This window comes from Streptomyces sp. NPDC059743 (assembly GCF_042732975.1).
Lineage (GTDB): Bacteria > Actinomycetota > Actinomycetes > Streptomycetales > Streptomycetaceae > Streptomyces.
On sequence record NZ_JBHWGS010000001.1, the window covers coordinates 516,174 to 537,070 of the forward strand.

The 20,897-nt window shown below is 67.3% G+C and carries 27 protein-coding genes and 3 pseudogenes; 16 read left to right on the plus strand and 14 right to left on the minus strand.

Going from position 1 to position 20,897, the window contains the following annotated elements; genetic code table 11:
* Window positions 1-9: 9 nt before the first annotated feature.
* Window positions 10-747, minus strand: a pseudogene (locus ACFV6H_RS02295) (zinc-binding dehydrogenase); the annotation flags it as partial.
* Here ACFV6H_RS02295 and ACFV6H_RS02300 point away from each other — a divergent pair.
* Window positions 727-1,314, plus strand: coding sequence for a TetR family transcriptional regulator (locus tag ACFV6H_RS02300; protein ID WP_385537544.1), 588 nt, complete (start codon window positions 727-729; stop codon window positions 1,312-1,314). The pseudogene ACFV6H_RS02295 and the gene ACFV6H_RS02300 sit on opposite strands and share 21 nt — an antisense overlap.
* Window positions 1,315-1,421: 107 nt before the next feature.
* Here the strand turns inward: ACFV6H_RS02300 and ACFV6H_RS02305 are convergent, their stop codons facing one another.
* Window positions 1,422-1,952: a choice-of-anchor K domain-containing protein gene (locus ACFV6H_RS02305; RefSeq protein ID WP_384793487.1), complete on the minus strand. Its 531-nt coding sequence runs from the start codon at window positions 1,950-1,952 to the stop codon at window positions 1,422-1,424.
* A 447-nt stretch (window positions 1,953-2,399) separates the two neighbouring features.
* Between ACFV6H_RS02305 and ACFV6H_RS02310 the strand changes: the two genes are divergently transcribed.
* A complete protein-coding gene (locus ACFV6H_RS02310) occupies window positions 2,400-2,528 on the plus strand; it encodes a hypothetical protein (RefSeq protein ID WP_093602575.1) in 129 nt (42 codons plus the stop codon).
* Window positions 2,529-2,598: 70 nt separating this feature from the next.
* On the opposite strand, the gene ACFV6H_RS02315 is transcribed toward ACFV6H_RS02310, so the two are convergent.
* Both ACFV6H_RS02315 and ACFV6H_RS02320 read right to left on the minus strand, forming a co-directional pair.
* Window positions 2,599-3,261 (minus strand): hypothetical protein, encoded by a 663-nt coding sequence (locus ACFV6H_RS02315; protein WP_385537548.1) that lies wholly within the window; start codon window positions 3,259-3,261, stop codon window positions 2,599-2,601.
* Window positions 3,261-3,767, minus strand: coding sequence for an ATP-binding protein (locus tag ACFV6H_RS02320; RefSeq protein ID WP_385537551.1), 507 nt, complete (start codon window positions 3,765-3,767; stop codon window positions 3,261-3,263). Before ACFV6H_RS02320 ends, ACFV6H_RS02315 begins: the two co-directional genes overlap by 1 nt.
* A gap of 159 nt (window positions 3,768-3,926) precedes the next feature.
* Between ACFV6H_RS02320 and ACFV6H_RS02325 the strand changes: the two genes are divergently transcribed.
* From ACFV6H_RS02325 to ACFV6H_RS02345, 5 genes are all read left to right on the plus strand, one after another.
* The gene (locus ACFV6H_RS02325) at window positions 3,927-4,763 is read left to right on the plus strand and encodes a Scr1 family TA system antitoxin-like transcriptional regulator (protein WP_384975604.1); all 837 of its coding nucleotides are present in this window, start codon (window positions 3,927-3,929) and stop codon (window positions 4,761-4,763) included.
* Window positions 4,747-4,962 carry a DUF397 domain-containing protein gene (locus tag ACFV6H_RS02330; RefSeq protein WP_385537554.1) on the plus strand — a complete coding sequence of 72 codons (216 nt, stop codon included), beginning with the start codon at window positions 4,747-4,749 and terminating at the stop codon, window positions 4,960-4,962. Before ACFV6H_RS02325 ends, ACFV6H_RS02330 begins: the two co-directional genes overlap by 17 nt.
* A gap of 35 nt (window positions 4,963-4,997) precedes the next feature.
* Window positions 4,998-5,216: a DUF397 domain-containing protein gene (locus ACFV6H_RS02335; RefSeq protein WP_385537557.1), complete on the plus strand. Its 219-nt coding sequence runs from the start codon at window positions 4,998-5,000 to the stop codon at window positions 5,214-5,216.
* A 26-nt stretch (window positions 5,217-5,242) separates the two neighbouring features.
* Window positions 5,243-5,458 carry a DUF397 domain-containing protein gene (locus tag ACFV6H_RS02340; RefSeq protein WP_385537560.1) on the plus strand — a complete coding sequence of 72 codons (216 nt, stop codon included), beginning with the start codon at window positions 5,243-5,245 and terminating at the stop codon, window positions 5,456-5,458.
* A 321-nt stretch (window positions 5,459-5,779) separates the two neighbouring features.
* Complete coding sequence (locus ACFV6H_RS02345) at window positions 5,780-6,232, plus strand: DUF5707 domain-containing protein (protein ID WP_384975600.1); 453 nt, start codon at window positions 5,780-5,782, stop codon at window positions 6,230-6,232.
* Between the two features lie 304 nt (window positions 6,233-6,536).
* Here ACFV6H_RS02345 and ACFV6H_RS02350 read toward each other — a convergent pair whose 3' ends face one another.
* The 3 genes and pseudogenes from ACFV6H_RS02350 to ACFV6H_RS02360 form a co-directional block, all read right to left on the minus strand.
* Window positions 6,537-6,707 carry a transposase gene (locus tag ACFV6H_RS02350; protein WP_384975599.1) on the minus strand — a complete coding sequence of 57 codons (171 nt, stop codon included), beginning with the start codon at window positions 6,705-6,707 and terminating at the stop codon, window positions 6,537-6,539.
* Between the two features lie 5 nt (window positions 6,708-6,712).
* Window positions 6,713-7,551: pseudogene (locus ACFV6H_RS02355) on the minus strand (IS5 family transposase).
* A 396-nt stretch (window positions 7,552-7,947) separates the two neighbouring features.
* Window positions 7,948-8,610, minus strand: a complete 663-nt coding sequence (locus tag ACFV6H_RS02360) for a transposase (protein WP_385537565.1) — start codon at window positions 8,608-8,610, stop codon at window positions 7,948-7,950.
* Between ACFV6H_RS02360 and ACFV6H_RS02365 the strand changes: the two genes are divergently transcribed.
* The 7 genes from ACFV6H_RS02365 to ACFV6H_RS02395 all read left to right on the plus strand — a co-directional run bounded on the left by ACFV6H_RS02365 (window position 8,513) and on the right by ACFV6H_RS02395 (window position 13,053).
* Complete coding sequence (locus ACFV6H_RS02365; protein ID WP_385537568.1) at window positions 8,513-9,091, plus strand: GNAT family N-acetyltransferase; 579 nt, start codon at window positions 8,513-8,515, stop codon at window positions 9,089-9,091. The two genes, ACFV6H_RS02360 and ACFV6H_RS02365, sit on opposite strands and share 98 nt — an antisense overlap.
* Before the next feature lie 180 nt (window positions 9,092-9,271).
* Window positions 9,272-9,589, plus strand: coding sequence for a hypothetical protein (locus tag ACFV6H_RS02370; RefSeq protein WP_385537571.1), 318 nt, complete (start codon window positions 9,272-9,274; stop codon window positions 9,587-9,589).
* The gene (locus ACFV6H_RS02375) at window positions 9,570-10,085 is read left to right on the plus strand and encodes a DUF6879 family protein (RefSeq protein WP_384975594.1); all 516 of its coding nucleotides are present in this window, start codon (window positions 9,570-9,572) and stop codon (window positions 10,083-10,085) included. Before ACFV6H_RS02370 ends, ACFV6H_RS02375 begins: the two co-directional genes overlap by 20 nt.
* A 41-nt stretch (window positions 10,086-10,126) precedes the next feature.
* Entirely contained in the window at window positions 10,127-10,930 is an 804-nt protein-coding gene (locus ACFV6H_RS02380; protein ID WP_385537575.1) for a helix-turn-helix domain-containing protein, read from the plus strand.
* 88 nt (window positions 10,931-11,018) lie between these two features.
* Window positions 11,019-11,219, plus strand: a complete 201-nt coding sequence (locus ACFV6H_RS02385; protein ID WP_384975592.1) for a hypothetical protein — start codon at window positions 11,019-11,021, stop codon at window positions 11,217-11,219.
* A 392-nt stretch (window positions 11,220-11,611) separates the two neighbouring features.
* On the plus strand, window positions 11,612-12,067 hold the full coding sequence (locus ACFV6H_RS02390; RefSeq protein ID WP_384975591.1) for an NUDIX domain-containing protein: 456 nt from the start codon (window positions 11,612-11,614) through the stop codon (window positions 12,065-12,067).
* A 41-nt stretch (window positions 12,068-12,108) separates the two neighbouring features.
* Window positions 12,109-13,053 carry a hypothetical protein gene (locus tag ACFV6H_RS02395; RefSeq protein ID WP_385537580.1) on the plus strand — a complete coding sequence of 315 codons (945 nt, stop codon included), beginning with the start codon at window positions 12,109-12,111 and terminating at the stop codon, window positions 13,051-13,053.
* A gap of 200 nt (window positions 13,054-13,253) precedes the next feature.
* Here the strand turns inward: ACFV6H_RS02395 and ACFV6H_RS02400 are convergent, their stop codons facing one another.
* From ACFV6H_RS02400 to ACFV6H_RS02415, 4 genes are all read right to left on the minus strand, one after another.
* Window positions 13,254-14,081, minus strand: coding sequence for a M55 family metallopeptidase (locus tag ACFV6H_RS02400; protein WP_385537583.1), 828 nt, complete (start codon window positions 14,079-14,081; stop codon window positions 13,254-13,256).
* A 144-nt stretch (window positions 14,082-14,225) separates the two neighbouring features.
* Window positions 14,226-14,798, minus strand: coding sequence for a dihydrofolate reductase family protein (locus tag ACFV6H_RS02405; RefSeq protein WP_385537586.1), 573 nt, complete (start codon window positions 14,796-14,798; stop codon window positions 14,226-14,228).
* 159 nt (window positions 14,799-14,957) lie between these two features.
* Complete coding sequence (locus ACFV6H_RS02410) at window positions 14,958-15,593, minus strand: SRPBCC domain-containing protein (RefSeq protein ID WP_385537590.1); 636 nt, start codon at window positions 15,591-15,593, stop codon at window positions 14,958-14,960.
* Window positions 15,580-16,398, minus strand: a complete 819-nt coding sequence (locus ACFV6H_RS02415; RefSeq protein ID WP_385537593.1) for an ArsR/SmtB family transcription factor — start codon at window positions 16,396-16,398, stop codon at window positions 15,580-15,582. The genes ACFV6H_RS02410 and ACFV6H_RS02415 overlap by 14 nt, the downstream gene beginning before the upstream one ends.
* Before the next feature lie 286 nt (window positions 16,399-16,684).
* Between ACFV6H_RS02415 and ACFV6H_RS02420 the strand changes: the two genes are divergently transcribed.
* Window positions 16,685-17,101, plus strand: a complete 417-nt coding sequence (locus tag ACFV6H_RS02420) for a hypothetical protein (RefSeq protein ID WP_385537596.1) — start codon at window positions 16,685-16,687, stop codon at window positions 17,099-17,101.
* Between the two features lie 8 nt (window positions 17,102-17,109).
* On the opposite strand, the pseudogene ACFV6H_RS02425 reads toward ACFV6H_RS02420, so the two are convergent.
* The 3 genes and pseudogenes from ACFV6H_RS02425 to ACFV6H_RS02435 form a co-directional block, all read right to left on the minus strand.
* A pseudogene (locus ACFV6H_RS02425) lies at window positions 17,110-17,265 on the minus strand (transposase); the annotation flags it as partial.
* A gap of 34 nt (window positions 17,266-17,299) precedes the next feature.
* Entirely contained in the window at window positions 17,300-17,737 is a 438-nt protein-coding gene (locus tag ACFV6H_RS02430; RefSeq protein WP_385537599.1) for a hypothetical protein, read from the minus strand.
* An 87-nt stretch (window positions 17,738-17,824) separates the two neighbouring features.
* On the minus strand, window positions 17,825-19,441 hold the full coding sequence (locus tag ACFV6H_RS02435) for a purple acid phosphatase family protein (protein WP_385537602.1): 1,617 nt from the start codon (window positions 19,439-19,441) through the stop codon (window positions 17,825-17,827).
* A gap of 207 nt (window positions 19,442-19,648) precedes the next feature.
* Here ACFV6H_RS02435 and ACFV6H_RS02440 point away from each other — a divergent pair, with 207 nt between their 5' ends.
* Window positions 19,649-20,695, plus strand: coding sequence for a 3-isopropylmalate dehydrogenase (locus ACFV6H_RS02440; protein ID WP_385537605.1), 1,047 nt, complete (start codon window positions 19,649-19,651; stop codon window positions 20,693-20,695).
* Window positions 20,696-20,897: the final 202 nt, after the last annotated feature.

Here is a 20,897-nt window from a genome sequence, read left to right on the forward strand (position 1 = left end):
GCCGCGCGGTCAACGCAGGTCGGACATGTCGAGTACGAAGCGGTAACGGACGTCGTTGCGTCCGAGCCGGTCGAGGGCCTCGTTCACACGCGCCGATGGGAGCAGTTCGATGTCGGCGGTGATGCCGTGCTCGGCGCAGAAGTCCAGCATGGCGGCGGTCGCGGGCCTGCCGCCGCTGCCCGCGGAGCTGAGCTTCTTGCGTCCCACGAGCAGGTCCATGGTCTCCACGGTGACGGGTCCGATGTGCCCGAGGTGGCTGAGCGTGCCGTCCATGGCGACCAGGCGCAGGTACGGGCCGAGGTCGTGCGGGGCGGAGATGGTGTCGATGACGACGTCGAACCGGTCCCGGGCGTCGGCCATCTGTTCCGGGTCCGTGGAGACGACGAGGCCGTGGGCGCCGAGACGACGGGCGTCGTCGGCCTTGTCGGGTGAGCGGCTGATGACCGAGGTGTCGGCGCCGAGCGCCACGGCGATCTTGACCGCGAGATGCCCCAGGCCGCCCAGTCCCGCGACGGCGACGCGGCTGTGAGGCCCCACGCCCAGAGTGTGCAGGGGTTCCCAGACGGTTATCCCGGCGCAGAGCAGCGGAGCGGCGGCGGCCGGGTCCAGAGCGGCGGGAAGCGGGTACGCGAACCGGTCACGGACGACGTACTCGCTGGAGTAGCCGCCCAAGGTGGTCGATCCGTCGTGCCGGTCGACGCCGCCGTAGGTCAGGGTCGGGTAGGTGTGGCAGAAGTTCTCCTGAATCCGCGTGGAGCGGCGACGTACCGGCGCATCCTCGATGTGGCGACCCAGGAGTTCGCCGAGCACGGGATCGCCGGAGCGCGCGTCGAGCGGATCGTGGCCGCCGCACGCACCAACAAGGCGCAGCTCTACTCCTACTTCGGCAACAAGGAAGGGCTCTTCGACGCCATCTTCTTCGGCTCGCTGGAGCGGATCGTGAACATCGTCCCGATCGACGCCACCGACCTCGCGGACTGGGCCGTACGCCTGTACGACGAGTACCTCCGCCGCCCCGACCTCATCCGGCTGGCCGCCTGGGTACGCCTGGAGCGCCGCCCGGCCGGGCGCCTGGTGGAGGAGCATCAGCGCCTCGACGACCGCAAGCTGCGCGCCATCGCCGAAGCTCAGGCCGCCGGCCTGGTGCGCAAGGGAGACCCGTTCGACGTGATGGCCATGGTCATCGCCATGTCCATGGCCTGGTCACCGGTCAGCAACGTCTACGCGGCAACCGCCGAGGAGCCTCCCGAGGTGCACGAACGGCGTCGCGCCATGCTCCACGAGAGCGTCCGCCGCGCCGTGGCAGCCGATTGAGCCGTGGCGGCCGATTGAGCCGGAAGCCGCCCGGCCAGCACCTCTGGAACTGGAAGCCGCCCGGTCGGCACAGCCGGACCATCGAACGCACCATGTGAGCGATGTGGCTACGACGGGCCCTGGTAGGGGGTGAAGGAGGCCCTGAGTTCGGCGGTGTTGGGTTCTTTGGCGTCCTCGATGCTGACGAAGTGCCTGGTGATCTCGCCGAACTGCAGGAAGCCCTGGATATGCATGTCGTACCAGCGGCCTTCGACTTCCACGACCTGCTCGAACTTGACCTCTTCCAGCTCGACCGTGTCTTCCTGTGACGGGCCCACGTTGGGCGTCTCGCGGTGCTGGAATTTCAGTGGGCCGACCGTGCGCCTGTCCTTGTTCCCGAAGGCCACGGTGATGGTGAGTTCCGCGGTGAAGATCGGGTTCGGCGGCATGGGGATCACATGGTTGTAGTGCTTGAAGGAGCCGATCATGCTCGGGGTGCCGTCGAGTGCCACCTGGGTGGAGGCGCCCTCGAAGACGTAGGCGCTCTTCACGTCGTCCGCGACGGCGCCCCAGGCGAGGCGCTTGGTTTGCAGACCGCTGAACTGCGATGTGTCCACGTCGACACCTGTCCAGACGCCGCTGCTGAGAACGTTGACCATGCCAGGAGTGCTCCTTCCCCGGGTTTGACCCGGTGGGCTTGACCGGTGAATTTTCCATCGGGCCGGGGCAGTCGGTAATGAGGCCCTGACGCACCGTAAGTGGAGAGGTCGGGCGACCTGAATGTGAAAATGAGACAGATGCGGTCATGGCGGGATCGCGGCGTCGGTCCCGTGTCGGCTTTGTCGTCCGTACGGTCCGCGCAGCCGCAGGTCGGATGGGGTGCCGTCTCAGATAGTAGGAAGTCCGAGTAAATATAGAGACAGAGCGGCGCACCTCGCTTAGCGTGGAAGAGCCGAACGTCTCGCTCCATCCAGCGAATGGCGGTCGCGGGCCGACGCCCCCAGCAGGCAACCCCTGCGGCGCACGCCCCCCGCCCCATCCGGCGCCTCGTAGATGCATCATGCGACCCCACCGCGTGGCTCAGCTATCTCAAGGAGTCGATCACCATGGCCGAGACGACAGTCCGTCGCGTCCGTCACACTCCCCGTACGAGCGAGTCCGACCGCAAGAACGCCGCCGCGGCGCTCCAGCGCGCCCTGGACCGCCGCGACAACGGCGGCTCGACGGGCCACTGACCAGCCCCGCCGCCGCGTTCTAGGTCACCCGGTTCCCTAGGTCACCCGGTTCCCTAGGTCACCCGGTTCCCTAGGTCACCCGGTCGGCCCGGGCCGCGTACCGCGCGTACTCGGTCTCCAGGTCGACCACGGTGCAGTGGCGTAATGCGACGATCAGTTGCGCCGCGACGGTCCAGTGGATGCGGCTGTCGTCGTACATCACGCCGCCCGCGTCATACGGCTCGGGGAAGGGTTCTCCGGGCCGGTGCACGATCCCCTGTACTCCGGCCGTGACGACCAGCCCGGCCCGCAGGGCGACATAGCGTTTCCGCAGGTGAGGGCAGGCCCGTACCGATGCCATGGCGCAGGGGACGCACAGCGGAGGATGGGTGGTGGTGAACTCGTCCTCGGCTGTGCGTCCCGTGCCCGCGTCGCCCGGGTAGTCGCCCACCAGCCACAGCACGCCTGTCTCGTCACGATCGGCCGCCCCGCCGCACACCTGGCACAGCAGCTTCCGCATCGCCCGGTGCTGCCGCAGTGCGTGCACCTTCCCGAACTCCGGCCGCCCCTTCCCCCGGCCCGCGCCGACGCGCTTCCACAGCACGCCGTTGGTATCGCGGTCGACCGGCTGCTCGTCCGCGTATCCGATACCGGGGCCTCTGGGGTTGGGCACGACCAGCCCGGGGACCTTCTTCTCCCCGCTCCAGGACGCGACGTACGGCACCATGTCCGGCCGCGCCACCGTTGCCGCCATCAGTGCGCACCCCTGTTGGTGCCGTCGGTATCCGTCGCGGCCGGGAGCGACAACCGCGCCCAGACCACCTTCCCGGCCGCGCCGTCGTCCCGTTCGCCCACTCCCCACTCGTCCGCCAGAGCGGCGACGAGGATCAGCCCCCGACCGTCAAGGGAGTCGGGATCCGCGTCCCGCACCTGGGGCCGACTCGGCGACGCGTCGTGCACCTCGATCCGTACGGCGCCGGGGCCCGGCCGATAGCGGGTCTCGATCTCCCAGTCGTGGGACACCCGAGCGTGCCGGGCCGCGTTGGTGACCAGTTCGGAGAGGACGAGCAAGGCGGAGTCCTCCAGCTCGGCCAGTCCCCAATCCGCCAACAACTTGCGCAGTTCCATCCGCGCTAGCCCGACACAACTCGGATGCGGACTCCACCGCAGCACAACGGAATCGCCCGTTCTCCGGGCCGCCTCGACCGGAAATAAGCGCCGCAGGAACGGCTCGAAGAACTGAGCGATATCCTTCACCATGTCATCAACTCCGTGTAGTTGAGGGCCACGCCCCCGGACCGTATGCAGCGGTTGCGGGGGTCTTCTGCTATCACCATCTACTGCGGGGCGCACCGCGTACATACTTGAGCTGGGACCAAAGGCCGCCAGTGCCCGCCGAGTTGAAGGAGTGTTCGAGAAATGGAACTCAACGACGACGATGACAGGACAACTCCGCGTACTGTGCTGGGCAGGAGGTTGCGACGCGAGCGGGACGATGCCGGCCTGTCGCTTCGGGCGCTCGCCGATCGGTTGGGCTACCCGCATTCGTACATCAGTCGGGTTGAGCGGGGAAAGCAGCTACCCTCGGACGATCTCGCCAGGGCGCTCGATACCTACTTCGGCACCAAGGGCCTGTTCGTGGAATTGCTGGAGATGGCTCAGGACGCTTCGATTCCTGGCTATAGTCAGGACTTCTTGAGCAAAGAGCAGCATGCGATTCGCATTGAGGTCTTCACCAGTAGCCTGATCCCCGGGCTCCTTCAGACCGAGCACTATGCGCGAGAAATGTTCCAGGAGGGTCTCCCCGGGGAGTCCGGGGAAGAGATCGATGCGCGCATCGCCATCCGAATGAAACGTAAGCGCATCCTGGCCCGTCAGGAACCGCCATTTTATTGGGCAATTATGGATGAAGCGGCTCTGAAGCGTCCTACAGGCAACAAAAGCGCTATGCGGGAACAACTTGAGCATATATTGCGAGTTGCAGAGAACCCGCACGTCACAGTTCAAACGGTCCCCTTTCGGGCGGGGTTGCACCCCATGCCCGGCGGCAGCCTGACCCTGCTCACCTCGGCAGATGGTGGGACGATTGCCCTGGTCGAGAGCTTTGATTCGGGCGAGCCAGTAGACTCACCGAAGAGGATCGTTGGGCTCCAGCAACGTTTCAACGTGGCTCGCACAAAGGCTCTTCCGGAAGATGAATCGCTCGATCTGATTCGCCGTTACCTGAAAGAGTATGAAGATGAACAGGATTCCTGACGCGTCCGTCCTGACTACCTGGCGTAAGTCCAGTTACAGCGAAAACCCGGCGGGTGGGTGTGTTGAGGTGTCCGACGGGCACCCGGCCGGTGTCCCTGTCCGTGACAGCAAGGCCCCACATGGTCCGGCGCTTGTCTTTGCGGCGGTTGGCTGGTCGGCGTTCGTGAGTGCCGTCAAGAGTGGCGAGTTCCCCGCCTGAGGCAGGTGGTGCAGCTGTGCCGAAAAGGCATGAGGATGAGCGGGATTCCTGACGCGTCAGCTCCGGTTGCCTGGCGCAGGAGCAGCTATAGCGGTGGAGGTTCCAACGGCGGCGACTGTGTCGAGGTTGCTGGACTTCCCAACATCGCCGCCGTGCGGGACAGTAAGAAACCCCCACGGATCCGCCCTGATCTTCCGAGGTCAGGTATGGGCGCAGTTCATCGATGCGATGAGCATCCAAGGCTGAAGCCGTAGCGGCCGTTACCTGAAGGGGTACGAAGATGAAGGCGATTTCTGACGCGTCCGTTCTCACCGCCTGGCGTAAGTCGAGTTACAGCGAGAACGGAGAGGGTGCGTGTCTTGAGGTGTCGGACGGACACCCCGCCGCCGTCCCCGTCCGCGACAGCAAAGTCCCGCACGGTCCGGCAGTCGTCTTCCCGGCCGGTGGTTGGTCAGCGTTCGTCCGCGCCGTCAAGAGCGGTGAGTTCCCCGCCTGAGGCATCCGCACCGTTCCGGATGCGGTCGGTCTTCACGGGCTGATCCGCGAAGACCGACCGGACGGAACGGGGCGCATCCGGCTGGGCGGCACGGCGATCAGGGCCGTCGCCTGAACGTTCCCGGTCGTGGTGCTGGGTTCTGTCCGGTCGATCAAGTGACTGCTGTGTGACAGGTATAGGAGGGACGAACCGATCCGCCTACTCAGGTCGAGCTGAGCACATGTGCTCATGCCCGGCGCATCCCGCGCCGCGAGCATGGTCGCAGCGGCGCAACCGAGAGCGCCGATCTCATCCATCTGAGACAGTTGCGGAGAACCTCTTATGTCCCGACGTATCGCTGTGTCCGTAGCCGCCGGTGTCGTCGTCCTCGGAGGCGCCGGAGCCTTCGCCATCGCCTATGCCGGAGAGCAGCCCCCCGCCTTGGCGCACAGCACCGCCCGCTATGTCGCTCCCGACGGCGACCGCGACGGTTCGTTCACCTTCACCACCGATGTCACGGCGTCCTCCGGCGTCAAGAGCTTGAAGGTCCTGGCCTGGCCGGCTGACTCCGCCTTCGCCCAGCAGGAACTGACCGCCAAGGACATGGCCGCTGCGGAGTCGGCCACCTGCGAGCCCGCCCGCGAGGACACCACGCGCTGCGTCTACACGATCGCGGTGCCCGGAGCCGAGGCCGAGTCTTCCCCTCGCGGTCCCTGGCATGTCGCCGTCCTCGCCACCGCCGAGGACGGCACCACCACCCTGGCCACAAAGGCGGCGGGCTTCACCGTCAAGTAATCGCACCGTGCTCCTGACCGAGGGAGTACGGACGAGGACACGCACGTCTGCTCACCCTTCCTGCGGCGAAAGGATTCCCAACCACGTTGTCAGGTCGGGGCGGTGACGCCTTGTGACTGAATCCTGCCACTACGACAACGGGGTGGGGCGTGACATCCGCTCGTCGCAGCGTGCGGTCCACGCTGACGTCCCAGGTGATCAGTCCGGCCGCGTCCGCCCGGGTTTGCAGGGCGGTGACGATCTGCGCCCATGCTCCGGCCCGCTGTCACCGCCGGAACAGCGCATACACCGCCCGCCAGGAGCCCTAGCAGTCCGGGACGTCCCGCCAGGGCGCACCGGCCCGCACCCGCCACCTGATCCCGTCGATGAGCTGCCGTTTCGTCCACGCCGACGGCCGAGCCGGCCGCGTGGGCACAGGCAACAGCGGTTCCAGCCGCGCCCACTGCTCATTGGTCAGGTCAAGCCGCCTCGTCACCGCTACTAGAGCCTGTCTGACAAATGATCATCTAGCGGGTTCCCGGAGCCACAGGACCAGAGCCGCCAGGACGATTCCAGCCGGGTAGCGATCGGCGTGCTTGTCGAACCTGGTCGCGATCGCACGGAACTGCTTGAGGCGGGCGAAGCATCGTTCGACCACGTTGCGGTCGCGGTAGATGTCCCTGTCGAAGGCGGGTGGGCGGCCGCCGTGGGCTCCACGTCGTCGGCGGTTGGCCACCTGGTCGCGGCGTTCGGGGATCGTGGCAACGATGCCCCGGCGCCGCAACAGGTGGCGTATCGCCCGACTGGAGTACGCCTTGTCGCCCAGCACCCGCGCCGGTGTCGTGCGAGGTCGGCCCGCAACGGCGCGCGGGATGCGGATGCTGTCGAGGACCTGGCCGAAGGCGGCGGCGTCGTTGACGTTGCCGGGCGTGAGCACGATGGACAGCGGGAGGCCCCGGCCATCGACGGCGAGGTGGACCTTGGTTGTCAGCCCGCCCCGGGACCGGCCGAGGGCCTGGCGCACTTGTGAGCGGCCCGGATCTTCCAGTTCGTCCTTGTCTGCGGCCCCTTTTTGCGGGCACCGGCCGCGTGTTGGTGGGCCCGGTTGACTGTGGAGTCGACGGAGACGGTCCACTGCACCCGGCCTACCGCGTCGTCGCGGACCTGGACGTGTAACGACCGGGCAGATCGCGCCATGGAGCCCCGGTCCGCAGCCGCCACAGCACCCCGTCGATCACCTGCCGGTGATCACGCCGCGGACGACCACGCCCATCCACCCGCGGCAACAGGGGCTCTATTCGCTCCCACGCCGCGTCCGTCAACTCACCTCGACCTGCCACAAGATCAATGATCAGAGTGCTCGTGCTCGGACTCCCACCCGGGGTCCGTCACCAACCGGCTCAGCTGGTAGGTGGTCGGCAGTGCCAGGCGCCCGCACAGCGTGTCGATCCGGATCATCGACCCGTCGACTCCTGCCTCCCGAAGGCGGCGCAACTGCGTACGCATCTCCGCCTGGTTCCGAGTCTCAACGATCACTTCCCACTGCCCCGCGTCCGGCACGGTGCGAGCGGCAAGCCGCTGAGTCTCGGCCTCTTGCCGCCGCCTTCTTTTCCCTTGTCCTGGCACCAGTCCAGACTCACTGGCCTACGTCAGGACGGCAAGGCAATTGGACCAAGCACGCACATCCCCGCCGGTGACCATTTGTCAGACACGGCCTAGGGCCTGTTGTGAAAGTACTAGTCACAGCCACTCGTTGATGGCTGCGACGGGGGCGGTGGCTTCGTAGCGGACGGCGACTTGTCGTAGCTCGTGGCCACGGCCCGGTGTCTCTGGAGGCGATTGATGCCGCACTCGGCCGCATGGCGTTCGCGGTAGTCGGTCTTGTCGAACTTCGGCGGCCGGCCGCCGCGGGAGCCGGGCTTCCTGCGGTTGCGGATCTGGTCCTTCTTCTCCGGAATCGTGCAGCGGACCCCGCGTCTGCGCAGGTAGGCGCGGTTCTTCCGGGAGCCGTAAGCCTTGTCGGCGCGGACCTTGTCCGGGCGCTTGCGTGGGCGCCCCAGGCCGTGGCGGGGCACCCGGATGTTCTCCGGGACCGGTTCGAACCGGGGTGAGTCCCCACGCCGACCGGCAGTGATCACGACGGACATGGGCTTCCGGCCCTGCTCGACCGCGAGGTGAATCTTGGTGGTCAGGCCGCCGCGCGAGCGTCCAGGTCCATGGTCGGCCGGCTCGGCGTCGATGCCTCCGGGCGGTTCACAAATCGATGGCCGAGCGTGTGAGGGAGCGTCAGAATCACTGGCCATGGAACCTGTCTCGCTGACGACACAGCGTCTGCTTCTGCGCCCGCATGATCCCAGCGACGAGGACGCGGTCTTCGCCGCTTGCCAGGATGCCGACATTCAGCGGTGGACGGACTTTCCCGAGCCGTACGAACGTCGGCACGCTGCCTTCTACTTACGCGAACTGGTGCCGCGTGGCTGGAACGACGAAACGATGTACCACTTCGCGGTGGAGGACCGGGAAAGCGGAGTGCTGGTGGCATCCGTCAATGTGCACCGCCACGCTGGCACATGGGGAATCGGGTACTGGACCGTGGCAGAGCACCGGGGCCGGGGCTATGCGACGGAGGCGGTACTCGCCCTGGCCACGTGGTCCTTCACCGAACGGGGAGTCCAGCGCCTGGAGTGGAGAGCGGAGGCGGGGAACACGGCCTCCTGGGCCGTGGCGGAGAAGGTCGGCTTCGTCAGGGAAGGCACCCTGCGCGCGGCGCAGACCAGCAGGAACAGCCTGAGGGACACCTGGGTCGGCGCCCTCCTGCCCGCCGACCTCGGTCTGCCCTTCGCTCTCCCCTACTGCCCCGCACAGAGCGATCCCGGGTGACGCGCACAGACACGCCCGCAAACGAGAGCCGCCAGGGCCCAGGGGCCGGGCAACATGACCCCGGACGGCGGGCCGGCCGGACCCTGGCGCGCCCCGGGGCATGGCCTCGGGGCATGGCCTCGGGGCCCTCGTCCAACACCTTCGCAACCGGCCCCAGGGCCTCTTGACCAAGCGAGCCGAGTGGGTGACGCCCAAGCAATCCGCTGCAATCGGATCGACACGGGAAGAGGTCGTGCGCTTGCCTTTTCTGGGGATCATCCCGAACACCGGCAAGAACGACTCGCCCACCTCTGGCTGGACGAGGACATTGGAGACCTGCTGATCCAGTCGTACCGGGCCACCGATGAGGAGATGAAGGCTTGCCAGGAGATCGGTTCGATTCCCGGTCACGGTACGGACGTCCCGGATCACGAAGCAATCATTCGCCTGCCCAAGGTTATGATCCAGCACATTCCCCGACCGGATGGAGGCACCGCCGATGAAGCCTCCGGCACGTGAGCCGTTGTCCCGTGCGCGGCGAACCGCGATCCACCTAGAGGTTCGCGATCAGTACGCGAGTACAGATCCTGATTTCCTCGAATGGTGTGAGGGCCGCCGCACATTCACGCCGGACAACCGCGCTGACTGGTGGGAGGGTTGGCACGACGTGGTACACGCTGCCGCGTCGCGCTGGGTCTCGGTTCGTCGTGCCCGTGTGGTCTCCGAGCCCCTAACTGAGTATGTGCGGTGGGAATACGACTATGCCGTGACCAACGTCGCTGCCGGTGAGGACGTTTGTTGGCTTCCCCGGCGCCGAGCCAAAGACCTTGCGGCGCCTGCCGTGGAATTCTGGGTCTTCGACGGCGAGTTGGTGCTGTTCCATCACTTCAGCGGGGACGGCGTTCTGATGGAGCGTGAGTACGTCACCGACGCAACCTTGGCCGCCTGGTGCACTGGCACATTCGATGCCATCTGGGAACGGGCCATGCCTCACGAGGAGTACAAGCCGGTCTAGTGCAATCAGCATCAGCCAGCGTCCAAGAGGCCCGGCAAGCCTTGGCCAACCGTCTACGCGAATTGGTCAAGGATGCCGGGCTGGACGGAAAAGATCTCGCCGCGCGGTGCGGCTGGCACCCCTCCAAAGTTTCTCGAATCTCGACAGCGAAGACGCAGCCGAGCGAGGACGATATTCGGTCATGGTGCCGGGCGTGTGGCGCTGAGGACCAAATAGGCGACCTGATCGCCTCACTTCGGGCCGCAGAAGGTACATGGCTGACGTGGCGTCGGCTGGAGCGTGCGGGACTCAAACGGTCCCAAGAGGAACGGCTACCGCTGTACCAGCGCACACGTCGATTCCGCTCGTACAGCGTGTGGGCGCTTCCAGGACTTCTTCAGACCTGCCAGTACACCGAGGACGTGCTTCGGACGATTCAACAACAGCGGGTGCCAATGGATGACGTGGCCGACGCTGTAGCGGCCCGCATGGAGCGGCAGCGAGTACTGCGCGAGGGGCAACGGGTGTTCGCTTTCCTGATTGAAGAGCCTGTGCTCCGGAACACGCTCAGCGCTGGCGAGGCACAGGAAGAACAGCTGGAGCATCTGCTGACTGTGAGTGGGCTGCCTAATGTCAGTCTCGGCGTGGTCCCGGTTGCTCAGCGACGCCCCCAACTTCCAGTCGAGAACTTTTGGATCTATGACAATGCGCAAGTCAATGTGGAGTTGGTGTCGGGGTACTTGACGCTCACGCAGCCCAGCGAGGTCAAGGCGTACTCGGATACATTCGCCAAACTCGCCGACATGGCTGTCTACGGTGCGCGAGCCCGTGCCTTGATCTACAAGGCGGGGGACTCGCTCGCCTGACTCATGCGCAATCAGGTGCAATCGGCTGTGAGTTGAGGTCCTGCCGTTCCTAGCGTTGTCGTGATCCAGACGACGTGAAGGGGTCGGCATGAACGAGCCGCGAACCTACCCGGGTGCACCAGTGACCTTGCCGCTGAGGCTGGACGCCGAGCCGAAGCCGGTACCGGGATGCGCGCACTGCGACAACATCGCCATGGAGCACGATCGGGCGCAGGCGAACGGTGACGCCGGCAAGCGCAGTGACTGTAACGTGCGGCTGTGTCGGCATCTGTCGGCGGATCACCGATGAGCGCCCCCGTGCGGTCGCCACGACGCCGTACGCTGTCTCTCCCGCACCCGGAGTTGGTCAGCCTCGTAGATGACGCCAACGGGGCCTACGCGCGCTCTCCGCCTGGCTGGTGGACGCAGTACGGCGGTGCGCTGGACGTGAGTTCCGGCGTGGTCCATCTCCCGGCCCGACACACCCCCCGTCGCCGTTCCACCGGGACGACTGTCCCAACTGCATTTCGCTACGGGGTGACGTATGAGGCATGCGCGGCGCTTTGGCGCGCTGCTAGTCCTGGACACAACCGGGCGCCTCCAGTTCGGAGCCGGCGAGGCAGGACGTGACCCGCTCCCCGCGGCTCAGGTTGAATCAGCTACCGCAGGCGCCCCCGCGCTTGCCCTATCGAAAGGGTGCGCATGAAACGAATCGTTGCCCGGGTGTGGAAACTCATTCGTGGCCCCCTGCAATGGCGCGTGCTGTGGTTCGCGCATGCCAAATTCATGATCGGCGTGACGGGAGTGGTGCGTAACGAGGCGGGGGAAGTCCTGCTTCTTAAACACCGCATGTGGCCCGCTGACCGACCATGGGGACTTCCGACCGGCTATGCAATCAAGAGCGAGGAATTCCCGAAGACCATCGTTCGAGAGGTTCGGGAAGAAACCGGCCTTGAAGTCGTTCCGGGGCGACTGGTTCAGGTAACCAGCGGCTACAAGCTCCGCGTGGAAATCGCGTACGAAGCTCTGCACGTGGGTGGAACTCTCAAGCTCGACGGCTTCGAGATCCTGGAGGCGAAATGGTTCAGCCCGGATGCGCTCCCGGAGGGGATGCAAGAGTCTCACGTCCAACTCATCAAGTCGGACACCCCGACTTGACGGAACTCGCCCCGAACGAGTCCGTAACCGGCGCTATGGCAATGGCGGCACTCGCGGCCATGCGCGCCGACGCGTCATCGCTCACGAGAAAGCACCCTGCCCACGTGTTCCGGCCCCTCTCGGAAATGCTCAGCCGGTGGGCTGCGGACGGAATCGGCACCACGTCTTTCCATGCTGGCGTGGAAAACGCCAAACGCCGGTACGCCGGGTACGGACTGGCCAAGATGCTGCCGCTCAACCGCGTATTGGTCGGCTGCGAATCCTCGCGTGCTGGTGCCTTCGGCGGATTTCACCACCCCGACCAGGGATACCGGCACCTTCAAATGGTGGCCGTCATCACCATGTACGGGCCTATGGAACGCCGGAATCCCGAGCGCCCCGCGCTGGCCCTTCTCGACCTGCTGCGCGCGTACGCGCATGACTGTCTTCACTACGGATCGCGTCGGCGATACGTGGAAGTGGCAGGCGTGCCCGTCCGCACTCAGTACGGAATCAACTACCGCCGCACAAGCGGACAGTCCTACTCGGCAGCCGACCAGCGCGGAAGCCACCACACGCGGAATCTCGGAATCGTCATGGAAGGCGCGTGCGACAAAGAGGCGCGTTCCATCACCCGGCAGACGGCGGAACGCTTCGGCGTGACGGCACCCTCAGACGTTCTCGGCGGACTCGCGTTCCGGGACGTGACGGGAACGCTGACGGAGGAGGACGCCGGGCGCGTGGAGATCGTGCCGGAAAGCGAAGAGAAGACGCGATACGCGGCGGCCCTCAGCGGCTACGAGAAGGGCGTCAACCGGCGGTACTCGCGCTTCCTTGAGGAGTTTGCCCCTGGGGAAGAGAGCGAGTGCCACACGCGCCTTCTCGCGGCCATCATCAGCGGTGACGTGACGGCGCTGGGAACGTGGCTGGACGAACGGCACGGCCCCGGAACCTTCACGGGCCTGTTCCGAACGCCGGGGTACTTCGAGCCCGGCTTGACTGCTTAGCCGGTCTCTCGGCGACCCTGTCCGCGCGCTGCCCCGTGGCGCATGGGCGGGGTCTACTGCGCGCCCTGGTGCTCGCCTGGGTGCTCTCTCTACTCGGCCCCCGGACGCCGCAGCGCCGTGTCTCATGCACGTACGAGGGTGCGCCCTTCTTGCGCTCTGCGTTCATCGCAGTGTCCGGGAAGCTGACTTTGAGACACGACCTAGCCGGGTTTGATGCCGGAGAGTTGTACGAGCAGCAGGACCAGCCGGTAGGCCTCGGCGATGTCGGTGGCGGTGAAGGCGATCGTACGGCCGCTCTCGGCGCGTGAGACTCCTGGTACGAGTGTCGCCAGATCAACCATGTACGGCCCGGAAAGGTCGATCTCGACATCCAGCGGTCCGGCGATGGTCAGTGGCGAAACCTGGGCACGTCGCGTGATGGCTTCCGCCGCCGTCCGGCGCAGGCGTTCCCGGGCTTCTTCGGGGTGCAGGGCGATGGCGGCGGCCTGGCTGAGGGCCTGTTTGACCGCGACGGTGAGCGCGGACGGGACCAGATCGGACAGTTCGGCGCAGGCGGTGTCGTCGCCGCTGAGCAGCACGACCGGTACGCCCAAGTGCCCGGCCATGGCCGCGTTCAGACCGATCTCGCCCAGGGAACGTCCGGCCACGCGCACATCGAGGATGCTGTCGCTCATGGTGTGCGCCAGCACGGCGGGCCCGCCGCCAGCGCGGGCGTGGTAGCCGATGAACATGGCGGCGTCGGTGTGTTCGTCGAGCCCGCCGAGCATGCCCAGCGGGCGCGGCTTGCCGCGTACCAGGCGTGCCCGTCGGTCGAGTTCCTCCGGCAGCAGGTTACGGAAAGGCCCGTGTGCGTCGGCGACAAGGACCGTGGCGGTGGGTTCGGCATCCAGGACGCCGGCGATCACGGCGTTCGCCTCGGCCGTCATCAACGCCCGGCCGCGCTCGTAGTCGTAGCGATCCGGATTCGTCTCGGTGGGATGCACGATCCCCGAGATGCCCTCCATGTCAACAGAGATCAACACGTTCATGAGTCGGGGAGTCTACGTGCCGTGCTCACCACGCCAGGGCGCGGTAGTGGTACTGGTACGAGGGCCTGTTGGCCGGCCGGCGGTGGCGCTGCGGGAGCGGCATGGCGTTTCCGCAGCGCCACCGGCCTGGTCGCCGGGGCCTGGTCAGCGGACGACGTCGAGGACGTTCATCTGCAGGCCGTTGGCGTACGCGGCGTGCTCGACCAGTTTCAGCTTCTGGGTGTCCTTGTCGCTGGCCGGGAACAGGCGCTTGCCCGCGCCGAGCAGCAGCGGGAAGACGAGCAGGTGGTAGCGGTCGATCAGACCGGCGTCGGCGAGGCTGTGGTTCAGGCCGACGCTGCCGTGGACGATGATCGGGCCTCCGTCGGTCTCCTTGAGGGCGGCGACCTCGTCGAGGGAGCGCAGGATGGTGGTCTCGCCCCAGTTCGAGACGAGCTTGTCCTCGGTGAGGGTGGTGGAGACGACGTACTTCGGCAGGATGTTGTAGCGGGCGAACTCCTCCATGTCCGGCCACACCGGGCTGAACGCCTCGTAGCTGGCCCGGCCCAGCAGGATCGCCGTGGACTCCTCCTGCTCCCGCCCCTTGATGTCGAACGCCTCGGGGAGGAACTCGACGTCCTTGACGGTCCATCCGGAGTTGCGGTAGCCGGGCTCGCCGCCCGGGCCCTCCATGACGCCGTCGAGCGAGATGAAGGCAGAGCTGATCAGGGTACGCATGGTGGTTTCCTTGAGTGTTCTGTGTGTGCGGTTTGTGTGTGCGGTTTTCGATTACTCGGGATTACTCGCCGCCGCTTCGGCTCGTGTTCGAGGCGGCGGCCTCCTGATGTGGAGTCTTTGTGGGCCGTCCGGACGGGAGTCCGGGCGCGCCTGCGGATCTCAGCCGAGAAGACCGGTCAGCCACTGCTGCCAGGCAGTCTCGGCGCCGTCCGTGTCCGGCCCGAACAGGTGGTGGAACATCACCGCGGTGCCAGCGAAGTCGAGGAAGGTGTAGATCCCGTCCGTGGTGCGGACCTCGATGCGCTCGTCGTCCGACCAGACCACCACGCCGACCAGCGGCGGCAGGTCCGCCGGCTCGGCGTGCGCCCGTGTGCCCACGGCGGCCCGCTCCGGCAGTGACAGCCCATGGGTGAATGCCGCCCGGACCTCCTGCGCCGACCGGCTGTCCGACGGCGCCACGGCGGAGACGGGAACTCCGATGCGTCCCGGGAAGTGCGTCAGGTACTCGCGGAGCGTGTGGAGGTGGAAGGGCCAGCCGCGGCGCAGAGCGTCGTACTCGTCCTGCCAGTTGTCGCCGAGCAGGCCGCTCTGGACGACGCGGAGCACGGTGCTGCCGCCGTCCCGTCCCTCGATCAGGTACTCGAAGGCCATGAACCGGCCGTCGGCGGCGGTGGGCGTGCGGGCGGCGAAGCGCTTGCCGGGTTCGTAGGCGGTGATCACCGCCTCCTCCCGGTGGCCGCAGGTGTCCATGGCGGCGATGCCGCCCTCGCGCGGCTCGACCTCATTGCGCCCCATGAACCAGGAATCGATTCCCGGTCCTGTCGCGATTGCCTGCCAGACCTGTTCCGGGCTCGCAGGCAGGGCCGTCTCGTGCTCGATCTCGAACGGGTGCGTCATCGTCGGTTCTCCTGTCCTGCTTCTGATGCGTTCTCGTGCGTCCCTCGGACCGGTGATCCGGGCCAGACCGGTGTTCCGGGCCGGTCGGGCTCTCCCGGGAGCCGGGCCGCGCCGCCGGGATCTGGTGGAGTCCGACGACCACGCGGTGGCTCCGGCCGCCTGGGGCGGCATCGTCGTGGTAGTGGCCGACGAGGGCCGCCAGGGCCCGGGTCAGCTCCTCGGCGAAGGCCGTCCGGTCGGCGGCGGAGGCGAACCGTACCTCCGTATCGATGCCGAAGGTGGCGACCCGCCGCCCGGCCCGAGCGGCGGCGGTCAGCAGCATCCCGACCTCCTGGACCAGCCGGGCGCCCAGCGCCAGCAGCCAGCGGGCGGAGAGCTGGTCGGGAGAGCGGGAGGGATCCGGACTCACGGCGGCCAGGGCGCTGGGGGAGATCACGTACGAGACGGCGGTGGCGCGGTACACCCGCTCGGTGACGTTGCCCTTGCGCCGTTCCTCGGCCAGCTCGACCAGTCCATGCCGCTCCAGCTCCTTCAGGTGGTAGTTGGCCTTCTGCCGTGGCAGCCCGAGACGGACGGCCAGCATGGCGGCCGAGCCGGGCTCGGCCAGGGCGGCGAGGATCCGGGCCCGTATCGGGTCCAGGGACGCCTCGGCCGCGGCGGGTTCTTCGATCACAGCGACGTCCAGCACCGCTCCAGAATCCATCCGACAAAATAAATTGTCAAGGAGGGGAAAGTTGTCGGTGAGAGGACTGCCGGTGCCGAATGCCTCGCGGGTGACACGTTGATGCAGGTGGGCGCGGTTGGCGCGGAAGCCGTACGCCTTGTCCGCGCGGCCCTTACCCGGTCGGGTACGCGGGCGTCCCGGTCCGCGCCGGGACACTCGGATGCCGTCCAGGACGGCCTGGAACTACGGGGGAGTCCCCGCGCTTAACCAGGTGCCCCGGTTCGGCGACGGCTTGAGTGTCAGTGCTGACGCGTAGGTTGGGCGGGTGAGCTGGGACGTTTTCATCATGCGATTTCCGCCCGAGGCCGGGGCAGTGGACGAGATCCCCGATGACTGGGACCCGCCGGGCCTGGGCACTGGCCGGGACGTTCGCAGGGCCCTTGCAGAAGTACTGCCGGGCATCGAGTACTCGGAAAGTGGGTGGGGCGGCTACGAGGGTCCGAACTTCTCCATCAGCACCCCGGTCAACGAGGCAGACGACGTGCCGGTCGCCGGAGTAAGCCTCTTCATCCATGGCGATGGCGAGGCAGCCGCCCATGCAGCCCTCGCGGTCGCGGATGTTTTGAAGGCACGGGCCTTCGACACCGGGTCGGGCGACTTCCTCACCGCGGACTCCGCCCGGTCGGCCTTCGGTGCATGGCGTGCATACCGCGATCGCGTGCTGGACCGGAACGAGCCCTGAAGCCTCCGTCACTCCGTGCGCCGCGGCTTGCTGCCGATCTCGTGGCGGGTGGGACGCCTGTAGGCCTCGCCCGTGGCGAGGACTCTGCCCACGTCGTGACGAGTGGCCGGACGACGGTTCTTCGAGCCCGGCGGCCGACCGGGCCCGGGACGGGACGGTTCCGGATTGCGGGACCGCCGCACCACGGCGGCCGGGGCGCTAGGCCATCCAGCAGTACAGGCCATGACCCCATCCCTCGGCGGTACGAGCCAGGTCCGCCAGGTCACTCAGTAGCTCGCGCACTGTCTCAGAGTCGAACACCTCGCCCTCAGCGGCCCGTTCCTGGATCCACAGCTCGCCGACCTCGGCAAGGCGACTCGCCGAAGCGCCGGCCAGTGCCCCTTGAAGCGCACCCGAGGCGACGAACAGCAGGGGGCCGTCTCCGTTTTCCGGGTCAGCAACCATGCGCGGCTCGTCGGACGCGACGAGCGCCTCGAAGTTCTGCCCGGTAAGCAGGCTCTCCCACTCGATCACTGCCTCGGAGGCATCGAAGTTTCCGCAGGCCAGCGAGTCGAAGACGCCGACCGGGCCGCGATCAGCGATGCCTGCCGCTGAGGTGTCGTCAGGGGCGGTGAAGAACTCGATGATGATGCTCACCCGTGCATGATCTCGTCGCTCATCGGTCATCTCCTTCGCGCGCTGGGTCCCGCCGCCCGGTCCCGCCGCCAAGATCCGGCGCCCTGATCACATCCGTCCGTCCCGGGTCACCGTGAAGTGGTCCACCCGCTCGCCGGTCTCCGCCAGCGCCGTGACCTTCAGCTGTGGGCGGTGTCCTGTCGTCACCTCGACGGCGAGGAAGGAGAATCCGGTGTAGCGCACCCGTGACCACTCCACGGTCTCGGCGGCCTTCGCGCCGCCGGGCTCCCAGTGGTAGGAGGGCACGCTTTCCAGCTCGGCCGGACGGGACTCGTAGCTGTCCGGCACCGGGAAGCTGTACAGCGTCTTGCCCGCGCCGCCTGCCGTGACGTACACGATGCCGTCCCGTGTGGAGTTGACGGATCCGCCGATCTCCACGCGGCGGCCGATCGCGCCGCCGCGGAGCGCGTCGGTGCGTTCGTACACGTGGTTGTGGCCGTTGACGACCAGATCGACGCGGTGTTTGTCGAAGAGCGGCACCCAGGCCTCGCGCACACCGCCGTCGGAAGCGTGCGCGCTGGTCGTGGAGAACGCGCAGTGGTGGAAGAAGACCACGACGAAGTCGATGTCCCGGTCCGCGCGCAGTTCGCCGAGGCGCCGGTCCAGCCAGCGCGTCTGGGCGCCGTCCGTATAGCCGGTGTTGGCGCGGATCTCGTGCGAGACGTCGTTGGCGTCCAGGGCCACCACGCCCACATTGCCGTACGTGAAGGAGTACGCGCCCGGCGATTTCACGGGATCGGGACCGCTGTCCGGCAGAGTCCAGCGCGCGTTCTGGCCGCCGTAGCCGTCGGGCGAGTACCACGCCTCCATGTCGTGATTGCCCGTGGTCACCATCCACGGCACGCGCGAGGCCACGGTCTCGGTCTGGGCGAGGAACTGGTCCCAGACCCGGGCGTCGTACGTGTCGGACGAGGAGCCCTGGCCGCTGCCGTCCGCGTAACAGATGTCGCCCGCGTGCAGATGGAAGGCCGGATTCTGGCCCAGGATCACCTGGTCGTTGGCGAGCGCGTCGTACGAGACGCCCTGGTCGCCGAAGGCGGTGAACACGAAGGACTCGGTACGGGCGGCGGCGGGCGCGGTACGGAAGGTGCCGATGGTGGAGAAGTGGCGCGGGTCGGCCGGGTCGAAGCCCTCATGGCCCACGCCGTAGTAGTACGTGGTGCCGGGCCGCAGCCGCTCCAGTGCCACATGCAGGTAGTACTGGTCCACCGCGGGCAGCGCGGCCGACAGGGACGGAGTGTGCAGCGGCCGTACCTCCGCCTCGATCCGCCGGCTCAGCTCCCAGGGCTTCGGTCCCACCCGCAGAAACGGCTTCTTGACCGCGAACGGCACCTGCCAGGAGACCGTCATCCTGGTCTTCGGGTCGGAGCCGAAGGCGAGATGCCGGCCGAAGGGCGCCACCAGCGAACCGTCGACGCGGGCGGCGGCCGAGGAGGGCAGAAACGCCGGGCCGGTGCCGACGGCACCCGCGAAAGCGTCCGCGGAGGCGCCGGCGGGCCCCGCGCTGGAGCCGAGCAGCCCGGCGCCGGCCACCGTGCCCGCGAGGAGCGTGCCGCCTCTGAGCAGCCCGCGCCGGCCGATCCGGCCGCGCAGATACTCATGCTGTTCCGGCATGGTCATACGGGAGGCGAGACGGTCGGGGATCCCGACACGAGGGGTATCCATGGACAGACCGTGACACCAGTGGATGGCGTTCGTGTGGATCCTGGGCATCGAGTCGGTGACGGGACGGGATGCGACACGACGGGCAATCGGTGACGGATGCCGTCCGCGCGCGGCGACGGACGCCGTCCGCGCTCGGCCGCGAGACGCGACCTGTCCACAGAATGGACCTACCGTGTCATGGGCTGGGACGCGCAGTAGGGTGCCGTCATGTCTCGCAGCATCAATCTCGCAGTGATCCCCGGTGACGGCATCGGCCAGGAGGTCGTGGCCCAGGGCCTGAAGGTCCTGAGCTCCGTCCTTCCTCAGGATGTGAAGCTGGAGACCAAGGAGTACGACCTCGGCGCCGGCCGCTGGCACCGTACCGGGGAGACCCTCCCGGACGCGGAGCTGGAGGCCCTCAAGGGCCATGACGCGATCCTGCTCGGCGCGATCGGTGATCCGTCCGTGCCCTCCGGTGTGCTGGAGCGCGGGCTGCTGCTCAGGCTGCGGTTCGCCTTCGACCACTATGTGAATCTCCGTCCGTCGAAGCTCTTCCCGCACACCGCCACACCGCTGGCGGGCCGGCCGGAGATCGACTTCGTCGTCGTCCGCGAGGGCACGGAGGGCCCGTACACGGGCAACGGAGGTTCGCTGCGCACCGGTACGCCCGCCGAGGTGGCCACGGAAGTGAGTCTCAATACGGCGTACGGCGTGGAGCGTGTCGTCCGTGACGCGTACCGGCGGGCCGACGCCCGTCCGCGCAAGAAGCTGACGCTGGTCCACAAGAACAACGTCCTCGTCTACGCGGGCCATCTGTGGAAGAACATCTTCGACCGCGTCGGCCGTGAGTATCCCGAGGTCACCACCGACTATCTGCATGTCGACGCCGCGACGATCTTCTTCGTCACCCAGCCGGAGCGCTTCGACGTGATCGTCACCGACAACCTCTTCGGTGACATCCTCACCGACCTGGCCGCCGCCGTGACCGGCGGTATCGGCCTGGCCGCGTCCGCGAACATCAATCCGGACCGTACGTTCCCGTCCATGTTCGAGCCGGTCCACGGCTCGGCGCCGGACATCGCGGGCCAGGGCAAGGCCGATCCCATGGCCACGGTCCTCTCCGTCGCGCTGCTGCTGCGTCATCTCGGCTTCGACGCCGAGGCCGTACGGATCGAGGAGGCCGTCGCGGCCGATCTCGCCGAGCGCGACACGACGGCTCCCGCGCGCACGACCGACGAGATCGGTGACGCGCTCGCCGTACGCGTAGCGAGCTGACCCGTCGACTTCTCACAGCCGCCGGGTCCTCGGAACCCGGCGGCTGTGCTGTGCTGTGTGCGGCCACCGGGCACCACCCGCCCGGCACCCCCTCGGCCCAAGAGCAGCCCTTAGCCAAGAGCAGCCCTTGGGCAGGCATTGGGCCGCATTCACCCGTTTCCTCCGCTGCCCGTTCACGCGATAATCTGCGTGGGCCGCGGCA

Bases quoted from the DNA above. Each gene is read 5' to 3' on its own strand.
- ACFV6H_RS02305 (WP_384793487.1), bottom strand. From the start codon at position 1,952: ATGGTCAACGTTCTCAGCAGCGGCGTCTGGACAGGTGTCGACGTGGAC.
- ACFV6H_RS02310 (WP_093602575.1), top strand. From the start codon at position 2,400: ATGGCCGAGACGACAGTCCGTCGCGTCCGTCACACTCCCCGTACGAGC.
- ACFV6H_RS02315 (WP_385537548.1), bottom strand. From the start codon at position 3,261: ATGGCGGCAACGGTGGCGCGGCCGGACATGGTGCCGTACGTCGCGTCC.
- ACFV6H_RS02320 (WP_385537551.1), bottom strand. From the start codon at position 3,767: ATGGTGAAGGATATCGCTCAGTTCTTCGAGCCGTTCCTGCGGCGCTTA.
- ACFV6H_RS02325 (WP_384975604.1), top strand. From the start codon at position 3,927: ATGGAACTCAACGACGACGATGACAGGACAACTCCGCGTACTGTGCTG.
- ACFV6H_RS02330 (WP_385537554.1), top strand. From the start codon at position 4,747: ATGAACAGGATTCCTGACGCGTCCGTCCTGACTACCTGGCGTAAGTCC.
- ACFV6H_RS02335 (WP_385537557.1), top strand. From the start codon at position 4,998: ATGAGCGGGATTCCTGACGCGTCAGCTCCGGTTGCCTGGCGCAGGAGC.
- ACFV6H_RS02340 (WP_385537560.1), top strand. From the start codon at position 5,243: ATGAAGGCGATTTCTGACGCGTCCGTTCTCACCGCCTGGCGTAAGTCG.
- ACFV6H_RS02345 (WP_384975600.1), top strand. From the start codon at position 5,780: ATGTCCCGACGTATCGCTGTGTCCGTAGCCGCCGGTGTCGTCGTCCTC.
- ACFV6H_RS02365 (WP_385537568.1), top strand. From the start codon at position 8,513: ATGGAACCTGTCTCGCTGACGACACAGCGTCTGCTTCTGCGCCCGCAT.
- ACFV6H_RS02360 (WP_385537565.1), bottom strand. From the start codon at position 8,610: ATGTCGGCATCCTGGCAAGCGGCGAAGACCGCGTCCTCGTCGCTGGGA.
- ACFV6H_RS02375 (WP_384975594.1), top strand. From the start codon at position 9,570: ATGAAGCCTCCGGCACGTGAGCCGTTGTCCCGTGCGCGGCGAACCGCG.
- ACFV6H_RS02385 (WP_384975592.1), top strand. From the start codon at position 11,019: ATGAACGAGCCGCGAACCTACCCGGGTGCACCAGTGACCTTGCCGCTG.
- ACFV6H_RS02390 (WP_384975591.1), top strand. From the start codon at position 11,612: ATGAAACGAATCGTTGCCCGGGTGTGGAAACTCATTCGTGGCCCCCTG.
- ACFV6H_RS02395 (WP_385537580.1), top strand. From the start codon at position 12,109: ATGGCGGCACTCGCGGCCATGCGCGCCGACGCGTCATCGCTCACGAGA.
- ACFV6H_RS02400 (WP_385537583.1), bottom strand. From the start codon at position 14,081: ATGAACGTGTTGATCTCTGTTGACATGGAGGGCATCTCGGGGATCGTG.
- ACFV6H_RS02405 (WP_385537586.1), bottom strand. From the start codon at position 14,798: ATGCGTACCCTGATCAGCTCTGCCTTCATCTCGCTCGACGGCGTCATG.
- ACFV6H_RS02410 (WP_385537590.1), bottom strand. From the start codon at position 15,593: ATGGGGCGCAATGAGGTCGAGCCGCGCGAGGGCGGCATCGCCGCCATG.
- ACFV6H_RS02415 (WP_385537593.1), bottom strand. From the start codon at position 16,398: ATGGATTCTGGAGCGGTGCTGGACGTCGCTGTGATCGAAGAACCCGCC.
- ACFV6H_RS02435 (WP_385537602.1), bottom strand. From the start codon at position 19,441: ATGGATACCCCTCGTGTCGGGATCCCCGACCGTCTCGCCTCCCGTATG.
- ACFV6H_RS02440 (WP_385537605.1), top strand. From the start codon at position 19,649: ATGTCTCGCAGCATCAATCTCGCAGTGATCCCCGGTGACGGCATCGGC.